Origin of the sequence: uncultured Streptococcus sp. (assembly GCF_938036805.1) — a bacterium.
GTDB lineage: Bacteria > Bacillota > Bacilli > Lactobacillales > Streptococcaceae > Streptococcus.
The window spans coordinates 1-2,291 of sequence record NZ_CALHWC010000102.1 but is presented as its reverse complement, the minus strand read 5'-3'; the positions used below and the strand labels follow the sequence as shown (position 1 = coordinate 2,291).

At 40.0% G+C, this 2,291-nt stretch carries 2 protein-coding genes, 1 tRNA gene and 1 pseudogene; 1 reads left to right on the top strand and 3 read right to left on the bottom strand.

Annotation, left to right across the window (positions count from 1 at the left end; translation table 11 throughout):
* A pseudogene (locus Q0191_RS04035) lies at positions 1-542 on the top strand (L-lactate dehydrogenase); the annotation flags it as partial.
* A 44-nt stretch (positions 543-586) separates the two neighbouring features.
* Here the strand turns inward: Q0191_RS04035 and Q0191_RS04030 are convergent.
* The 3 genes from Q0191_RS04030 to Q0191_RS04020 form a co-directional block, all read right to left on the bottom strand.
* Complete coding sequence (locus Q0191_RS04030; RefSeq protein ID WP_297664061.1) at positions 587-1,003, bottom strand: NUDIX hydrolase; 417 nt, start codon at positions 1,001-1,003, stop codon at positions 587-589.
* A 58-nt stretch (positions 1,004-1,061) separates the two neighbouring features.
* A tRNA-Arg gene (locus tag Q0191_RS04025) sits at positions 1,062-1,133 on the bottom strand.
* Positions 1,134-1,256: 123 nt separating this feature from the next.
* A partial coding sequence (locus Q0191_RS04020; RefSeq protein WP_297664059.1) for an ABC transporter substrate-binding protein occupies positions 1,257-2,291 on the bottom strand: 1,035 nt, incomplete at its 5' end.

Genomic DNA, 2,291 nt, shown 5'->3' with positions numbered 1-2,291 from the left:
CAGGTACTTCACTTGACTCAGCTCGTTTCCGTCAAGCACTTGCTGAAAAATTGGATGTTGATGCTCGTTCAGTTCACGCCTACATCATGGGTGAGCACGGCGATTCAGAATTTGCTGTTTGGTCACATGCAAACATCGCAGGGGTAAACCTTGAAGAATTCCTTAAAGATACTCAAAATGTTCAAGAGTCTGAATTAATCGAATTGTTCGAAGGCGTTCGTGATGCTGCTTACACAATCATCAACAAGAAAGGCGCTACATACTACGGTATCGCTGTAGCCCTTGCTCGTATCACAAAAGCTATCCTTGACGATGAAAATGCTGTACTTCCACTTTCAGTCTTCCAAGAAGGCCAATACGGTGTGAAAGATGTCTTCATTGGTCAACCAGCAGTTGTTGGTGCTCACGGTATCGTTCGTCCAGTAAATATCCCATTGAACGATGCAGAAACTCAAAAAATGCAAGCATCTGCTAAAGAATTGCAAGCAATTATTGATGAAGCATGGAAGAATCCAGAATTCCAAGAAGCATCTAAAAACTAATCAGAAAAACATCTCCTGATAAAAGGGGATGTTTTTTTGTTGTCTTATGTGGATATGTCAGCAAAAATATCAAGCAAATAAGGAACAAGCAGCTCTCCCTCTAACTCCTCCAAAGAAGAAAGCCAGGTAAAGTCCGTATGCTCCTCTGGATCCAATAGGATATCGCGCTGTTCTATAATTCTAGCCTCATAAACTAAGCGTGTAAAAACAGCATTTTTTCTTGTGTCAAACTGACTATCTTCATGAACAATCTTATCAATCCGAATCTTTTGATTGACTTCCTCCATAGCTTCACGTAGAGCTGCTTCTCTAGGCAGTTCGTTTTCCTCGACACTTCCGCCAGGAATATCCCAATAGCATGGATAAACATTAGGAAGGCCACGCTTTATTTTTGAGCGTTTGATCAGCAAATACTGCCCATTCTTCTCAATCAATGTATGAGCGATTATCTTCACCACCATAGCTGTCTCCTCCTTTTAAACAACAAAAAAGGACTCTTGCGAGTCCAAACTTCAGTCATCCACCCTGAGAGAATCGAACTCCCATCTCAAGAACCGGAATCTTACGTGATATCCATTACACTAAGGGTGGTAACTTATTCATTATAACCAATTTTTCACAAAAAGACAAGCCTAAATGGCTCCTTTTATAAAATTCTTAATGTAGATCAAATCAAAAAGATTAACTCTCAAAGAAAGTTAATCTTTTAATCTCTTATTTCTTTTCAATATGATCTGCTAGTTCTTCTTGGGCTTTTTTGTTAGATTCTAACGTTTTTTCTTGCCATTTCTTCTTAGCTTCTTCATATTCTTTGGTCGTTACAATCTCACTTCTGAGCTTCGTATATTTAAAATTGAAGCCAGATCCCTTGATTCCAACGAGTGAATAGGCACGACTGAAAGGTTTGGACTTACTTACAGAAGGACTACCGCCTCCTGAAATGGTCGGCATGATAATCCCACTATCAAGCAACCAAGCTTGTGCATCCGCATATTTTTCATAGCGAACTTTCACATCTGTCGTTTCAGCATTTGCTTCTTCCAACATCTTAGTATAAGTGTCCAAGCCCAGCTCTTTCATCTTGTCCATATCTTGGCCTGGCTCAAAACCAAAGTTTTGCAAGCTAGCACCATTATTTACATTTAGAGTATCTAAGTAGGTAGATGGGTCTTGATAGTCAGCTGACCAGCCCCCTGTATAGAAGTCATAGTCCTTTTGAGCTGCAGTATTTGCAAAATAGGTGATGTTGTTCAAATCATCCACACTAATCTTCTGCAGGTCAATCACTACATTTTCTGCACCCAAGGTTGATTCAATTGATTGTTTTACTGAACTTGCCCATTGGATACCCACCTTGTCAGCCTGGTCTACAGGAAGGTCTAAATGGATTGGGAATTGAACTCCCTTAGACTCTAAAGCTTCCTTAGCTTTAGCAAATCTTGCCTTAGCTTTTTCTGGATTATAATAAGCATCTTGAGCATCTGTCAGGTCGATATTCGCCCATTCTGTACCATAATTCACTAATTTAGAAGCAACAACTTGGCCAAAAGTTTGATCGCCAATTTGAACAAATGTTGGAGGGACAAGCGTATTTCTCAACAGCTTGGTAGCTCCATCTTTACCATTACTTTGCGCACCATAAGAAGTCCGGTCAAGGGCAAAATTGACGGCCTGACGGAAGTCCTTATTTAAAACCGCTTCTTTTGTTGCATTCTTTTGATCATCACTTGTTTTGGAAGTGTGATTGTA